Below are 14665 nucleotides of genomic sequence, written 5' to 3' on the forward strand. Positions count from 1 at the left end.
CCTAGCGCACCTGGGAGCGTCCGCGTTGCAGCACGGCCTCACGGTTGGCGGCGATGTCGTCACCGCTGGTCCGGAATTGCCTGGCCGCCATCGCTTCCAGCCACAGCCCGGCACTCGTCTGCGAATCGTCGATCCGGTGATAGGACGCCAGCAACGCCCGCACCGCGTCCTGGTTGTTGCCGACGATGCTCGCCGCCACCTCGCGGGCGGTGGCCAGCAGCGCCTCGTGCGGCACCACCTCGGTGACCAGCCCGGCCCGCAGCGCGTCGGCCGCCGACAGGTAGTCCCCGGTCATACTCATCCGCCGGGCCAGGCCGACCCCCACCTTCTGCGGTAACCGCACGCTCAAGCCCCAGGTGGGTAGCAGCCCCACCCGGGCATGGGTGTCGGCGAAGCGAGCCTGCTCCGAGGCGATCACGATGTCGCAGTACAGGACCAGCTCCAGCCCGCCGGTGACGGCGGCGCCGTTGATGGCGCCGATCACGGGCTTGGTCATCGCCGGCCACCGCGGTGAGATGTCCGGCAGGGCCGTGACGCTGCCCAGCTCCTTGAGGTCGAGTCCGGCGCAGAACACCGGATCGGTGCCGGTGACGATGATTACGTCGACGTCCTCGTCCCTCTCGGCGTCGGTCAGGGCACCGAAGAACCGGTCCCGCAGCGCCGAGGACAGGGCATTGCGGGACTGGGGCCGGTTGAGCGTCAGGGTGCGCACCCGCTCGTCGGTGTCGATCAGCAGGATGTCGTCGGTCATGCCATCACCGTAATCAGGCGCGGCGCCTATCGTTGAGCCATGTGCCGAAACATCACCGAACTGCGGGGATTGCAGCCCGCGGCCACGGCCGAGGAGATCGCGGCGGCCGCCCGCCAGTACGTGCGCAAGGTCAGCGGCATCACCCGCCCGTCGGCGGCCAACGCCGAGGCGTTCGAGACGGCGGTGGCCGAGGTCACCGAGACGACGACGCGGCTGCTGCGCGCCCTGCCGCCGCGGCGCCAGCCACCCAAGACCGTTCCGCCGCTGCGCCGGCCCGAGGTGCTGGCCCGGCTCGGCGGCCCGGTATGACGCTGACCGCCACGGCGCCCGCGCTCAAGGAGTGGAGCGCCGTCGTGCACGCGCTGCTGGACGGCCGGCAGCGCGTGCTGCTGCGCAAGGGCGGCATCGGCGAGAAGCGCTTCGAGGTGGCGGCCCAGGAGTTCCTCTTCTTTCCGACCGTCGCGCACAGCCACGCGCAGCGCGTCCGGCCCGAACACCGCGACCTGCTTCAACCGGCGGCCGCCGACAGCACCGACGATCACCTGGTGATCCGGGCCGCCGCGAAAGTCGTTGCCGCGCAAGAGGTCAACCGCCCCGACGGGCTTGCGGCCATCGAGGACCTGCACATCTGGACGCCCGAATCGGTGCGCGCCGATCGGCTCGACTTCCGCCCCAAGCACAAGCTGGCGGTGTTGGTGGTGTCGGTCATCCCGTTCGCCGAGCCGGTGCGCATCGCCCGCAGCCCCGACTACGCGGGCTGCAAGAGTTGGGTGCAGCTGGCGGTGCGCCCGGATTTGGCGGCGGCGGTGCATGACCCCGTCTATGACGACGCCGCGCTAGCCGACGTCGCCGTCCGGGTGCGCGACGCCGTTGGCTGACTCGGGGTTGGCTGACGGGTCGGGTAAGCGAGCCCGGGCTAGAACTTGTAGTACGGCACGAGGTCGTTGGCCCGCTGCAGGTTGGTGGACGGGCAGTCGACCTCGGGGTTGGAGTAGATCGTCGAGTAGTACAGCGCCTGCTGCAGCACCCCGTAGCTGGTCTTGAACGCCACCATGCAGGAGAAGTACCAGTAGCTGTTGTGATACGTCGGCTTCAGGACCCAGTACGTGGCGGCGCGATGCCCGGCGATGGTGGTCTCCAGCGCGTCGGGCGGCAGCGACTGTTCGTATTGGCGCCAGATGATGGGCTCGACGGCCAATTGATAATTGCCCGCGTCCAGGTGGCAGCGCAGCCCGTCCTCGGGCTCCGGCGGGGTGAAGGCCAGCCCGAGCCGCTGCAGGGCATCGAACGGGATGTCCCGGCACGGATCGAACGGGCTCGGGTCGGTGGTTGCCACGATCGGGCTCTTCATCGTGGTCTCCGGGGTCTCCATCGGGGCCGCGGTCGAGCGCAGCTCGACGGCCTTGCCCGTGTCCCGCGCGGGCGGGCCGCTGAACCAGCCCGCGGTTCCCCCCAGGGCCGCCGCGATCAACGCAGCGACCGCTCCGATCAGTCGCACTCTGGTGAACACCATGCCCCCTGATCCGGACCCCCTGACGCCTCGGCGATCCCTTGGCGGGAGTGTACAAGTCGGGCCCTCACAGTGAAACGAGAACATGTTCTAATCCGCCGATCAAGGCCCTAGCCGAAACCGGGCCATCACACCGGCGGGTGACAACGGGTCGTTAGGCTGGTTAGTCGTGGCAAGTCAGCAGTCGAGCAACGGGGGACAGCCAACCCTGTGGGCGGTTTCGGACCTGCACACCGGCCACCTCGGCAACAAGCCCGTCACCGAATCGCTGCACCCGTCGTCGCCGGAGGACTGGCTGATCGTCGCCGGGGACGTCGCCGAACGCACCGACGAGATCCGCTGGGCCCTTGACCTGCTGCGACGACGCTTCGCCAAGGTGATCTGGGTGCCCGGCAACCACGAGCTGTGGACCACGAATCGCGATCCCGCGCAGGTCTTCGGACGGGCGCGCTATGACTACCTGGTCCACATGTGCGACGAGCTGGGCGTGGTCACGCCGGAGCACCCGTTCCCGGTATGGACCGAACGCGGCGGTCCCGCCACGATCGTGCCGATGTTCCTGCTCTACGACTACACCTTCTTGCCCGAGGGGGCGACGAGCAAAGCCGAGGGTCTGGCCATCGCGCGGGAGCGCAACGTGGTGGCCACCGACGAATTCCTGCTCTCACCGGAGCCCTACCCCACCCGCGACGCCTGGTGCCGGGAGCGGCTCGCGGCCACCCGCGCGCGCCTCGAACAGCTGGACTGGATGACACCGACGGTCCTGGTGAACCACTTCCCGCTGGTCCGCGACCCCTGCGACGCGTTGTTCTACCCGGAGTTCTCGCTGTGGTGCGGCACCACCAAGACCGCCGACTGGCACACCCGCTACAACGCCGTCTGCTCGGTCTACGGACACCTGCACATCCCGCGCACCACCTGGTACGACGACGTGCGCTTCGAGGAGGTGTCGGTCGGTTACCCCCGGGAATGGCGGCGGCGCAAGCCGCACACCTGGCTGCGTCAGGTCCTGCCGGATCCGCAGTACGCGCCCGGCTACCTCAACGACTTCGGCGGTCACTTCGTGATCACCCCCGAGATGCGCAAACAGGCCACGCAATTCCGGGAACGGCTGCGCCAGCGGCAGTCACGATGACGGAGCGGATGCTGGTGTCGTCGGTGCTGCCGGCGTCCGGGGATCCGGCGTACGGGGATCTGGCGTACGCGGAGGCGTACACCGATCCGCCCGGGCTGGCCCCGTTGCCCGAAGAAGAGCCGCTGATCGCCAGGTCGGTTGCCAAGCGGCGCAACGAGTTCATCACCGTCCGGCATTGCGCTCGGATCGCGCTGGGCGAGCTCGGGGTGCCGCCGGTGCCAATCCTCAAGGGCGACAAGGGACAACCGTGTTGGCCCGACGGCGTGGTCGGCAGCCTCACGCACTGCACGGGCTATCGCGGCGCGGTGGTGGGGCGCAGTGCATCCGTGCGGTCGGTGGGTATCGACGCCGAACCCCACGACGTGTTGCCCAACGGCGTGCTGGACGCTGTCACGCTGGAGGAGGAACGCCACGAGATTTCCGCCCTGCCCGAGGGCCTGCATTGGGATCGAATCCTGTTCTGCGCCAAGGAGGCAACGTACAAGGCCTGGTTCCCGTTGACGAAGCGCTGGCTGGGTTTCGAGGACGCCCACGTGGTTTTCGACGTCGATCCGGCCGGCGGCGGAAGGGCCGGGGTGTTCGTGTCCAAGATCCTGATCGATCCCGCCGCGCTGTCGGGCCCGCCGCTGACCGTGCTGCGGGGCCGCTGGTCGGTCGAGCGCGGGCTCGTGCTGACCGCGATCGTGCTATGAGCGAACCGGGCCCAGGCGGCTCCGGCATTGTGGTGATCGACAAGCCGGCCGGAATGACCAGCCACGACGTGGTAGGCCGGTGTCGCCGCATCTTTTCCACCCGCAGGGTGGGACACGCGGGGACCCTGGACCCGATGGCCACCGGCGTATTGGTGATCGGGGTCGACCGCGCCACCAAGATCCTCGGCCTGCTGACGGCTGCGTCGAAGTCGTACGCCGCCACCGTCCGACTCGGCCAGACCACGTCCACCGAGGACGCCGAAGGTGAACTGCTGCAAAGCGTCTCGGCCGAGCAGGTGACCGGCGAGGCGATCGCGGCCGCGGTCGCCGGGCTGCGCGGCGAGATCCAGCAGGTGCCGTCTGCCGTCAGCGCGATCAAGGTCGGCGGGCGTCGCGCCTACCGGTTGGTCCGCGAGGGCCGCGAGGTCGAGCTCGAGGCCCGCCCAGTCCGCATCGACCGGCTCGAGGTGGCCGACGTTCGACGACACGGCCCTCTCGTCGACGTCGACATCGAGGTCGACTGCTCGTCGGGCACCTACGTCCGCGCACTGGCGCGCGATCTGGGTGCCGCGCTTGGTGTCGGCGGACACCTGACGTCGTTGCGGCGCACCCGCGTCGGCCGCTTCACGCTGCAGGACGCGCGCTCGCTCGACGACCTGGCCGAGCGCGACGCCTCTTCTAGGCTGAGCTGGACGCTCGACGAGGCGTGTCTGCTGATGTTTCCGCGCCGCGAGCTGTCCGCCGAGGAGGCCAACGCGGCCGCCAACGGCCGGCCCCTTTCGCCGGCCGGTGTGGACGGCGTCTATGCCGCCACGGACCCCGACGGCCGGGTGATGGCGCTGCTGCGCGACGAGGGCTCGCGCACCAAGTCGGTGGTGGTGGTTCGCCCGGCGACGCTGTAGGCATACGCTGGGTCGCGGGTAGCTAGACGGGCTACGGGTCGGAAGGGGACAACGATGTCCAGCGAGATGTCCAGCAAGATGTCCAACAAGGTTTACGTCGTCGGCGTCGGCATGACGAAATTCGAGAAGCCGGGCCGCCGCGAGGGCTGGGACTACCCGGACATGGCGCGGGAGTCCGGCACCAAGGCCCTCGAGGATGCCGGTGTCGACTACCGCGACATCGAGCAGGGCTACGTCGGCTACGTCGCGGGCGACTCGACGTCGGGGCAGCGGGCCCTCTACGAACTTGGCATGACGGGCATCCCGATCGTCAACGTCAACAACAACTGCTCCACCGGCTCGACCGCGCTTTTCCTGGCGGCACAGGCCATCCGCGGCGGCATCGCCGACTGCGCCATGGCACTGGGCTTCGAGAAGATGCAGCCCGGGCCCCTGCAGGGCGGTGCCCAAGACCGGGAATCGCCGATGGGCAAGCACGTCAAGGCGCTGGCCGAGATCGACGAATTCGCTTTTCCGGTGGCGCCGTGGATGTTCGGGGCGGCCGGCCGCGAGCACATGAAGAAATACGGCACCACCGCCGAGCACTTCGCCAAGATCGGCCTGAAGAACCACAAGCACTCGGTAAACAATCCGTACGCGCAGTTCCAGGAGGAGTACACCCTCGAGGACATCCTGGCCGCGAAGATGATCTCCGACCCGCTCACCAAACTGCAGTGCTCGCCGACCTCCGACGGCTCGGCCGCGGTGGTGCTGGCCAGCGAGGAATACGTGGCCAACCACGGCCTCGCCGGGCAGGCGGTGGAGATCGTGGGGCAGGCGATGACCACCGACTTCGAGTCCACCTTCGACGGCAGTGCCCGTAACATCATCGGCTACGACATGAATGTGCAAGCCGCCCAACGGGTTTACGATCAGTCCGGGCTCGGTCCCGAGGACTTCCAGGTGATCGAGCTGCACGACTGCTTTTCCGCCAACGAGCTGCTGCTTTACGAGGCGCTCGGCCTATGTGGCGAGGGCGAGGCGCCCAAGCTGGTCGACGACAACCAGACCACCTATGGCGGGCGCTGGGTGGTCAACCCGTCGGGCGGACTGATCTCCAAGGGGCACCCGTTGGGCGCGACGGGGCTGGCCCAGTGTTCCGAGCTGACCTGGCAGCTGCGCGGGACGGCCGACAAGCGTCAGGTCGACAACGTCACCGCCGCTTTGCAACACAACATCGGCCTGGGCGGCGCGGCCGTCGTGACGGCATACCAGCGCGCCGAACGCTGAACCCATGATCGAGTGGTCCGACACCGACCTGATGGTTCGGGACTCGGTTCGTCAGTTCGTCGACAGGGAGATCCGCCCTCACCTGGACGAGTTGGAAACCGGCCAGATGTCGCCCTACCCGATCGCGCGAAAGCTGTTCAGCCAGTTCGGTCTCGATGTCATGGCCGCCGAGGCGGTCAAGAAGATGCTGGACCGCGAGCGGGCCAAGGAAGCGGGCGAGGCGCTGGACGAAAAGCCGGACGGGACGGGCGGTTTCGGCGCGCAGGGATCGATGGTCGCGGTGCTGGTGTCCGAAATCGCCCGGGTCAGCATCGGATTGCTCTCCACCGCGTCGGTCAGCCTCGGCCTGGGTGCGGCGACCATCATGAGCCGCGGCACGCTTGCCCAGAAGGAACGCTGGCTGCCCGAGCTGATGACGCTGGAAAAGATCGCGGCGTGGGCAATCACCGAACCGGACTCGGGCTCGGACGCGTTCGGCGGGATGAAGACCTACGTCAAGCGCGACGGCGCGGACTACATCCTCAACGGGCAGAAGACGTTCATCACCAACGGGCCCTACGCCGACGTGCTGGTCGTGTACGCCAAACTCGACGAGGGTGATTCCGGCCCCGACAAGCAAGATAAGCGGAACCGCCCGGTGCTGGTCTTCGTGCTCGATTCGGGCATGCCGGGCCTGACGCAGGGCAAGCCGTTCAAGAAGATGGGCATGATGTCCTCGCCGACCGGCGAGCTGTTCTTCGACAACGTGCGCCTGAGCCCCGACCGGCTGCTCGGCGAGAGCGAACGGCACGACGACGGCGACGGCCGCGACAGCGCCCGGGCGAACTTCGCGGCCGAACGGATCGGCATCGCGATGATGGCGCTGGGCATCATCGACGAATGCCACCGCCTCTGCGTGGATTACGCGAAGAGCCGCACGCTGTGGGGGAAGAACATCGGGCAGTTCCAGCTGATCCAACTCAAGCTGGCCAAGATGGAGATCGCGCGAATGAACGTGCAGAACATGGTCTTTCAGATCATCGAGCGCCAACAGGCCGGTAAACCGCTGACCCTGGCCGAGGCGTCGGCGATCAAGCTGTACTCGTCGGAGGCGGCCACCGAGGTTGCGATGGAGGCCGTGCAGCTCTTCGGCGGCAACGGCTACATGGCCGAATACCGGGTGGAGCAGCTGGCCCGCGACGCCAAGTCGTTGATGATCTACGCCGGCAGCAACGAGGTTCAGGTCACCCACATCGCTAAGGGCCTGCTGACCGACTGAGCCCGGCTAGCCCACCACCCAGATCGCCCTCGCCGCCGGACTGCCCAGGTCGACGACGGCCTCGGCGCCGTCGGCGGATTCGATCGCCACCGAGATCATGCCGGCGAATTCGCGACGGGTCAGCACCCGCACCCGCGAGTCGAGGTTGATCCCGACGCTGTCGAAATAGCGCAGCATCTCCGGGTCGGAGTCGGAGATGCGGGCCACGGTCCCGGTGTCGCCGTCGCCGCACGCCCACAGCTGACGGGCCGGGGGCGTGGGCACCCGTCCGTCCGAGGCCGGGATCGGGTCGCCGTGCGGGTCGCGTTGCGGAAATCCCAGCTTGGCGTCGATGCGGGCCACCAACCGGTCCGATACCGCGTGTTCGAGCACCTCGGCCTCGTCGTGCACCTCGTCCCAGCCGTAGCCGAGCTCGTTGACCAGGAACGTCTCCAGCAGGCGGTGCCGGCGCACCATCTCCAGCGCCGCCCGCCGCCCCGCCTCGGTCAGGGTCACCGCGCCGTACTTCTCGTGGTCCACCAGGCCCTGCTCGGCGAGTTTGCGGATCGACTCCGACGCCGTGCTGGCGGAGACCCCGATCTTCTCGGCCAGCATCTTGGTGCTGACCTTCTGCGGGGCCCCCGCGGGGGACCACTCCTGGGCATTCCAGATGACCTTCAGATAGTCCTGGCCGACCGCGGTGAGACCGCCAGGCTCTTCGTCAGCCCTCACAACCGGAAGTTTAGGCAACCGTGCCTGATCTGGCGTGCTGTCGGGCCACCCGGCGCCGTAGGCTTGCGGTCGTGCAGCGGTGGCGGGGCCAGGACGAGATCCCCACGGACTGGGGCAGATGCGTGGTCACCATCGGCGTGTTCGATGGTGTGCACCGTGGCCATGCCGAACTCATCGCGCACGCGGTGAAAGCCGGCCGCACCCGCAACGTGCCGGCCGTGCTCATGACGTTCGACCCCCACCCGATGGAAGTGGTCTATCCCGGCAGTCATCCCGCCCAGCTGACGACGCTGACCCGCCGCGCCGAGCTCGTCGAGGAGTTAGGCATCGACGTCTTCCTGGTGATGCCGTTCACGAGCGACTTCATGAAGCTCACCCCCGAGCGCTACGTCCACGAGTTGCTGGTGGAAAACCTGCATGTCGTCGAGGTCGTGGTGGGGGAGAACTTCACGTTCGGCAAGAAGGCCGCCGGAACCGTCGACACCCTGCGCAAGGCCGGCGAGCGATTCGGCTTCGCGGTCGAGTCGATGTCACTGCTCTCCGAGCACCACGACAGCGAGACCGTGACCTTTTCCTCCACCTACGTCCGGTCCTGCGTGGACGCGGGCGACATGGTGGCGGCGACCGAGGCGCTGGGCCGCCCGCATCGCGTCGAGGGCGTCGTGGTCCGTGGCCACGGCCGGGGCGCCGAGCTGGGCTTTCCCACCGCGAACGTGGCCCCCCCGATGTACTCGGCCATCCCCGCCGACGGCGTGTACGCCGCCTGGTTCACCGTGCTCGGCCCCGGACCGATGACCGGCACCGTCGTCCCCGGCGAGCGCTACCAGGCCGCGGTGTCCGTCGGCACCAACCCGACCTTCTCCGGACGCACCCGCACGGTGGAGGCGTTCGTCCTAGACACCACCGCCGACCTGTACGGGCAGTATGTGGCCCTGGACTTCGTCGCACGCATCCGCCCGCAGCACAAGTTCGACTCGGTGGCCGACCTGGTAGCCGCGATGGACAAGGACACCGAGCGGGCGCGCGCCCTGCTCACGGAGTGACCGCCTCCGACGATTCGGGGCGGGCGCCGTCCCTGCTCACGGGCTGACGATTCGGGCCGGGCGCCGCCCGGCTGATAAACTGCCGGACGACATCGGCGCGTGCTGCGGTTCGCGGTGGCCGCGCTCGAGAATCCATGATCGCGGACCAATTGATGGAGTTATTTCGTGGCGCTTACTGCCGAGCAGAAAAAAGAAATTCTCAGCCAGTACGGCTTGCATGACACCGACACCGGATCCCCGGAGGCGCAGATCGCGCTGTTGACCAAGCGGATCGCGGACCTGACCGAGCACCTCAAGGTGCACAAGCACGATCACCACTCGCGGCGGGGACTGCTGCTGCTGGTCGGGCGCCGGCGCCGGCTGATCAAGTACATCTCGCAGATCGACGTCGAGCGGTACCGCTCGCTGATCGAGCGGCTGGGTCTGCGCCGCTGACCCCCGTGTAGAGTGGGAGCGTTCTGGGCCGACTCGGCCTGGGCAAACGGTGCGGTTCGCGCAGATCCGCGTGTGCCGTTCCAGCGTGTTGGTACGCATGTCGCAAGGGAGCAGCCCGGTCTGTATCGGGCGGTCTTCGGTAGTGGCTGCCGGGCTCTCCGGATCTGGGGTAGGTCGGCCGCTTCGATCGATGGCCGTAGCCGCATTCAGACTTTTGCTCTCGGGTGATGCGTGGGCGCGCGAAAAAGCTGAATACCCAGAGAGGCCGTACGGACAACGTCATGTCTGTAGCTGAAATTGAACAGGGCGTCTTCGAGGCGACCGCCACCATCGACAACGGGAGCTTCGGCACCCGCACCGTCCGTTTCGAGACCGGCAGGTTGGCCCAGCAGGCCGCCGGTGCCGTCGTCGCGTACCTGGACGACGAAAACATGCTGCTGTCGGCGACCACCGCCAGCAAGTCTCCCAAGGAGCATTTCGACTTCTTCCCGCTGACGGTCGACGTCGAGGAGCGGATGTACGCCGCGGGCCGCATCCCCGGCTCGTTCTTCCGCCGCGAGGGCCGGCCGTCCACCGACGCGATCCTGACCTGCCGGCTCATCGACCGCCCGCTGCGCCCGTCGTTCGTCAATGGGCTGCGCAACGAGATCCAGGTCGTGGTGACGATCCTGAGCCTGGACCCCAACGACCTGTACGACGTGCTGGCGATCAACGCCGCGTCTGCCTCCACCCAGCTGAGCGGCCTGCCGTTCTCCGGTCCCATCGGGGGCGTGCGGGTGGCGCTGATCGACGGCACCTGGGTCGCCTTCCCCACCGTCGAGCAGCTCGAGCGGGCCGTCTTCGACATGGTGGTGGCCGGCCGCAAGGTCGAGGGCTCCGATGGTCCCGACGTGGCCATCATGATGGTCGAGGCCGAGGCCACCGAGAAGGTCATCGAGCTCGTCGAGGGCGGCGCCCAGGCGCCGACGGAAACCGTTGTGGCGCAAGGCCTGGAAGCCGCGAAGCCATTCATCGCCGCGCTGTGCACCGCGCAGGAGGAGCTGGCCGGCGCCGCCGCCAAGCCCGTCGCCGAATACCCGACGTTCCCGGACTACCAGGAAGACGTGTACTACTCGGTGGCCTCCGTGGCCACCGACGAGCTGGCCAAGGCGCTGACCATCGGCGGCAAGGCCGAGCGCGACGCGCGCACCGACGAGCTCAAGGCCGAGGTGCTGGCTCGTCTCGCCGAGACCTACGAGGGCCGCGAGAAAGAGGTCAGCGCCGCGTTCCGCTCGCTGACCAAGAAGCTGGTACGTCAGCGCATCCTCACCGACCACTTCCGCATCGACGGCCGGGGCATCACCGACATCCGCGCGCTCTCGGCCGAGGTCGCCGTCGTTCCCCGCGCGCACGGCAGCGCGCTGTTCGAACGCGGCGAAACCCAGATCCTGGGTGTGACCACGCTGGACATGGTCAAGATGGCCCAGCAGATCGACTCGCTGGGACCCGAGACGTCCAAGCGCTACATGCACCACTACAACTTCCCGCCGTTCTCCACCGGCGAGACCGGCCGCGTCGGCTCGCCCAAGCGGCGCGAGATCGGGCACGGCGCCCTGGCCGAGCGGGCTTTGATCCCGGTGCTGCCCGGCGTCGAGGAATTCCCGTACGCCATCCGCCAGGTGTCCGAGGCGTTGGGCTCGAACGGCTCGACCTCGATGGGATCCGTCTGCGCCTCCACCCTGGCGCTGCTGAACGCCGGCGTGCCACTCAAGGCGCCGGTGGCCGGCATCGCGATGGGGCTGGTCTCCGACGACGTCGAGGTCGACGGAAAAATCGAGCGGCGCTTCGTCACCCTGACCGACATCCTCGGGGCGGAAGACGCGTTCGGCGACATGGACTTCAAGTGCGCCGGCACCAAGGACTTCGTCACCGCGCTGCAGCTGGACACCAAGCTCGACGGGATCCCGTCGCAGGTGCTCGCGGGTGCGCTGGCGCAGGCCAAGGACGCGCGGCTGACCATCCTCGAGGTCATGGCCGAGGCCATCGACGCGCCCGACGAGATGAGCCCGTATGCGCCGCGGGTGACCACCATCAAGGTGCCGGTCGACAAGATCGGTGAGGTCATCGGCCCCAAGGGCAAGGTCATCAACGCCATCACCGAGGAGACCGGCGCGCAGATCTCCATCGAGGACGACGGCACCGTGTTCGTCGGCGCCACCGACGGGCCCTCGGCGCAGGCCGCGATCGACAAGATCAACGCCATCGCGAACCCGCAGCTGCCGACTGTCGGCGAGCGATTCCTCGGAACCGTGGTCAAGACAACGGATTTCGGTGCATTCGTATCGCTGCTGCCCGGACGCGACGGCTTGGTGCACATCTCCAAGCTCGGCAAGGGCAAGCGGATCGCGAAGGTCGAGGACGTCGTCAACGTCGGCGACAAACTGCGGGTCGAGATCGCCGATATCGACAAGCGCGGCAAGATCTCGTTGGTCCTGGTGGCGGAAGACGTGGCTATCGAAACCGCCGAACCCGCCGATGCCGGAGCGCCCCAGGAGACCGCGCCAGCCGATGCCCCCAGTTCCGTCTAGAAGGCCAGCAGCTGACCCTGCGGGCGCGTTGCGCCGGGGTAGTCACGACGTCGAGGCGACGAGCTCCGCGCTGCGCCGCACCACGCTGCCGGGGGGCCTGCGGGTGGTCACCGAATACCTGCCCGCGGTGCGTTCCGCGTCGGTCGGGGTCTGGGTCGGCGTCGGATCGCGCGACGAGGGTGCCAGCGTTGCCGGGGCGGCGCACTTCCTGGAGCATCTGCTGTTCAAGTCGACCCCGACCCGCAACGCCGTCGACATCGCGCAGGCGATGGACGCGGTCGGCGGGGAGCTGAACGCCTTCACCGCCAAGGAGCACACCTGCTACTACGCGCACGTGCTCGACAGCGATCTGGAGCTGGCCGTCGACCTCGTCGCCGACGTGGTGCTCAACGGCCGCTGCGCCGCCGACGACGTCGAGCTCGAACGCGACGTCGTCCTCGAGGAGATCGCGATGCGCGACGACGACCCCGAGGACGCGCTGGGCGACATGTTCCTGGCCTCGCTGTTCGGCGATCACCCGGTGGGCCGGCCGGTCATCGGCACCGCGCGATCGGTGTCGGCGATGACGCGCGCCCAGCTGCATTCGTTCCATGTGCGGCGTTACACGCCGGAACGCATGGTCGTCGCGGTGGCCGGCAACGTGGACCACGACCACGTGGTCGAGCTGGTGCGCGAGCACTTCGGGTCTCGATTGGTCCGCGGGCGTCATCCCGTTGCGCCCCGCAAGGGCTCGGGACGGGTGAACGGTGGCGGCGGCGGATTGCTGCTGGGACGCCGCGACGCCGAGCAGACCCACGTGTCCCTGGGCGTGCGCACGCCCGGGCGCGGTTGGGAGCACCGCTGGGCGCTCTCGGTGCTGCACACCGCCCTGGGCGGCGGGCTGAGCTCGCGGCTCTTCCAAGAGGTTCGAGAGTTGCGCGGGCTCGCGTACTCCGTCTACTCGGCGCTGGACATCTTCGCCGACAGTGGCGCGCTCTCGGTGTATGCCGCGTGTCTGCCCGAACGATTCGCCGACGTCATGCGAGTGACAAGCGCGGTGCTCGAATCGGTGGCACGCGACGGGATCACCGAAGCGGAATGCCGCATCGCCAAGGGCTCGTTGCGGGGCGGGATCGTGCTGGGCCTGGAGGATTCCGGCTCCCGGATGAGCCGGATCGGCCGCAGCGAACTGAACTACGGCAAGCACCGCAGCATCGAACACACCCTGCGGCAAATCGACGAGGTGACCGTTGAGGAGGTCAACGCGGTGGCGCACCGACTGCTGAGCAAGCGCTACGGCGCCGCGGTTTTGGGACCGTTCGCCTCGAAACGGTCGCTGCCCCAACAACTTCGGGCGATGGTAAATTAGCCCGATGGTACTGGTCGGCCAGCGGGTACTGGGCTTCTGGGACATCATGGTGCCCATCGTCGGCGCGCCGATGGCCGGAGGCCCGGGCACCCCGGCGCTGGCTGCGGCGGTGACCAACGCGGGCGGGCTCGGTTTCATACCCGGCGGGTACCTCAGCGCGGAGCAGTTCGCCGACGACATCGCCAAGGCGCGCGCCGCCACCACCGGCCCGCTCGGCGTCAACCTGTTTGTGCCCCAACCCAGCGTCGCCGACTTCCTCCAGCTCGAGTACTACGCGGATGAACTTGACGAGATCGCCGACAGTTACAACGTCGAGGTGGGATACCCCCGATCAGGCGACGACGACGACTGGGAGCGCAAGCTCGAGGTGGTGGCCGATCTACGCCCGGAGCTGGTGTCATTCACGTTCGGTGTGCCGTCGCCGGATGTCATCCGCCGGCTCGGCGCGTTGGGGTTATTGGTCATGGTCACGGTGACGTCGGCGTACGAGGCGGGCGTGGCCCTCGCCGCGGGTGCGGACAGCCTGGTGGTCCAGGGCCCGGACGCCGGCGGGCACCGCGGCACTTTTGCGCCGGACATGGAGCCCAATACCGAGTCGCTGCACGAGCTGCTCGCCCGGATTCGCAAGGCACACGACGTCCCGCTCATCGCGGCGGGCGGGCTGGGCACCGCCGAGGATGTGGCCGGGGTGCTCGACAGGGGAGCGGTGGCCGCGCAGGTCGGCACGGCATTGCTACTCAGCGACGAAGCCGGCACCCATGCCGCACACCGCTCTGCCCTGAAGCATCCGCTCTTCACCGCCACCATCGTCACGCGCGCGTTCTCCGGCCGGTATGCGCGAAGTTTGGAGAATCAGTTCATCCGCCTGCTTGATCGCGTTGCGCCACTGGGTTATCCGGAGGTCAACCACATGACGGCGCCGATCCGCGCGGCGGCGGCCGAACGCGGGGACCCCAACGGCATGAACCTCTGGGCCGGAACGGGGTTCAAGGACGCCCGTCCCGGGCCCGCAGCCGACATCATCGCCGGGCTCGTCGAATAGAG

The 14665-nt window shown here is 68.3% G+C and carries 15 protein-coding genes; 12 read left to right on the plus strand and 3 right to left on the minus strand.

Going from position 1 to position 14665, the window contains the following annotated elements; genetic code table 11:
* Position 1: 1 nt before the first annotated feature.
* The gene (locus A5744_RS18835; protein ID WP_076063589.1) at positions 2–751 is read right to left on the minus strand and encodes an enoyl-CoA hydratase; all 750 of its coding nucleotides are present in this window, start codon (positions 749–751) and stop codon (positions 2–4) included.
* Positions 752–790: 39 nt separating this feature from the next.
* Here A5744_RS18835 and A5744_RS18840 point away from each other — a divergent pair, with 39 nt between their 5' ends.
* Together A5744_RS18840 and A5744_RS18845 are read left to right on the plus strand one after the other, a co-directional pair.
* A complete protein-coding gene (locus tag A5744_RS18840; RefSeq protein WP_076063591.1) occupies positions 791–1060 on the plus strand; it encodes a DUF2277 family protein in 270 nt (89 codons plus the stop codon).
* Positions 1057–1629 carry a DUF1802 family protein gene (locus tag A5744_RS18845; RefSeq protein WP_076063593.1) on the plus strand — a complete coding sequence of 191 codons (573 nt, stop codon included), beginning with the start codon at positions 1057–1059 and terminating at the stop codon, positions 1627–1629. Before A5744_RS18840 ends, A5744_RS18845 begins: the two co-directional genes overlap by 4 nt.
* 38 nt (positions 1630–1667) lie before the next feature.
* On the opposite strand, the gene A5744_RS18850 is transcribed toward A5744_RS18845, so the two are convergent.
* Positions 1668–2261, minus strand: a complete 594-nt coding sequence (locus A5744_RS18850) for a DUF3558 domain-containing protein (RefSeq protein ID WP_076063924.1) — start codon at positions 2259–2261, stop codon at positions 1668–1670.
* Positions 2262–2430: 169 nt separating this feature from the next.
* On the opposite strand from A5744_RS18850, the gene A5744_RS18855 reads away from it, so the two are divergent.
* The 5 genes from A5744_RS18855 (at position 2431) to A5744_RS18875 (ending at position 7517) form a co-directional block, all read left to right on the plus strand.
* Positions 2431–3396 carry a metallophosphoesterase gene (locus A5744_RS18855; RefSeq protein WP_076063594.1) on the plus strand — a complete coding sequence of 322 codons (966 nt, stop codon included), beginning with the start codon at positions 2431–2433 and terminating at the stop codon, positions 3394–3396.
* Positions 3393–4088: a 4'-phosphopantetheinyl transferase gene (locus A5744_RS18860; RefSeq protein ID WP_076063596.1), complete on the plus strand. Its 696-nt coding sequence runs from the start codon at positions 3393–3395 to the stop codon at positions 4086–4088. The genes A5744_RS18855 and A5744_RS18860 overlap by 4 nt, the downstream gene beginning before the upstream one ends.
* Complete coding sequence (gene truB, locus A5744_RS18865) at positions 4085–4990, plus strand: tRNA pseudouridine(55) synthase TruB (RefSeq protein ID WP_076063598.1); 906 nt, start codon at positions 4085–4087, stop codon at positions 4988–4990. Before A5744_RS18860 ends, truB begins: the two co-directional genes overlap by 4 nt.
* 66 nt (positions 4991–5056) lie before the next feature.
* Complete coding sequence (locus A5744_RS18870; RefSeq protein ID WP_076063925.1) at positions 5057–6259, plus strand: lipid-transfer protein; 1203 nt, start codon at positions 5057–5059, stop codon at positions 6257–6259.
* 4 nt (positions 6260–6263) lie between these two features.
* Positions 6264–7517 (plus strand): acyl-CoA dehydrogenase family protein, encoded by a 1254-nt coding sequence (locus tag A5744_RS18875; protein WP_076063600.1) that lies wholly within the window; start codon positions 6264–6266, stop codon positions 7515–7517.
* A gap of 6 nt (positions 7518–7523) precedes the next feature.
* Here A5744_RS18875 and mntR read toward each other — a convergent pair whose 3' ends face one another.
* Positions 7524–8228 carry a manganese-binding transcriptional regulator MntR gene (mntR, locus tag A5744_RS18880; RefSeq protein WP_076063602.1) on the minus strand — a complete coding sequence of 235 codons (705 nt, stop codon included), beginning with the start codon at positions 8226–8228 and terminating at the stop codon, positions 7524–7526.
* A 71-nt stretch (positions 8229–8299) separates the two neighbouring features.
* On the opposite strand from mntR, the gene A5744_RS18885 reads away from it, so the two are divergent.
* The 5 genes from A5744_RS18885 to A5744_RS18905 all read left to right on the plus strand — a co-directional run bounded on the left by A5744_RS18885 (position 8300) and on the right by A5744_RS18905 (position 14663).
* Positions 8300–9271 carry a bifunctional riboflavin kinase/FAD synthetase gene (locus tag A5744_RS18885; protein ID WP_076063603.1) on the plus strand — a complete coding sequence of 324 codons (972 nt, stop codon included), beginning with the start codon at positions 8300–8302 and terminating at the stop codon, positions 9269–9271.
* A gap of 165 nt (positions 9272–9436) precedes the next feature.
* A complete protein-coding gene (gene rpsO / locus A5744_RS18890) occupies positions 9437–9706 on the plus strand; it encodes a 30S ribosomal protein S15 (RefSeq protein ID WP_076063605.1) in 270 nt (89 codons plus the stop codon).
* Between the two features lie 281 nt (positions 9707–9987).
* A complete protein-coding gene (locus A5744_RS18895; protein ID WP_076063607.1) occupies positions 9988–12273 on the plus strand; it encodes a polyribonucleotide nucleotidyltransferase in 2286 nt (761 codons plus the stop codon).
* Positions 12254–13621, plus strand: coding sequence for a pitrilysin family protein (locus A5744_RS18900; protein ID WP_076063609.1), 1368 nt, complete (start codon positions 12254–12256; stop codon positions 13619–13621). The genes A5744_RS18895 and A5744_RS18900 overlap by 20 nt, the downstream gene beginning before the upstream one ends.
* 4 nt (positions 13622–13625) lie before the next feature.
* Positions 13626–14663 (plus strand): nitronate monooxygenase, encoded by a 1038-nt coding sequence (locus A5744_RS18905; RefSeq protein WP_076063611.1) that lies wholly within the window; start codon positions 13626–13628, stop codon positions 14661–14663.
* Positions 14664–14665 lie beyond the last annotated feature (2 nt).

The organism is Mycobacterium sp. IS-1264 (assembly GCF_001954195.1).
Taxonomy (GTDB): Bacteria; Actinomycetota; Actinomycetes; order Mycobacteriales; family Mycobacteriaceae; genus Mycobacterium.